General features: G+C 56.7%; 1 protein-coding gene. It reads right to left on the bottom strand.

Translation table 11 applies throughout. The features are described 5' to 3' along the window. The coding region (locus L2I46_RS29485; RefSeq protein ID WP_236948426.1) for a transposase at window positions 1-203 on the bottom strand (203 nt) is incomplete at both ends.

The raw sequence follows: 203 nt of genomic DNA, 5'->3' as shown, positions 1-203 counted from the left end.
CCTTTTCGGGGAGGGATAAGCGCGCTGATTTTCTTACGCCGCAGTTCATCGTGACAGAGCCGGGTGTCGTAAGCGCCATCGGCGGCGGCTGACCTGATTTTCCGGTGGGTTTGCCGGATTAACCCGGGGAAGGCCTCTGAGTCCGTAACGTTGTTCAGCGACAGGTCAGCGCAGATGATTTCATGTGTTTTACTGTCAACGGC

It is taken from the genome of Klebsiella sp. 2019SCSN059, assembly GCF_021739525.1.
Classification (GTDB): domain Bacteria; phylum Pseudomonadota; class Gammaproteobacteria; order Enterobacterales; family Enterobacteriaceae; genus Klebsiella; species Klebsiella quasipneumoniae.
Note: the sequence above shows the minus strand (reverse complement) of the source record. Positions and strands in the feature narration are given on the sequence as shown.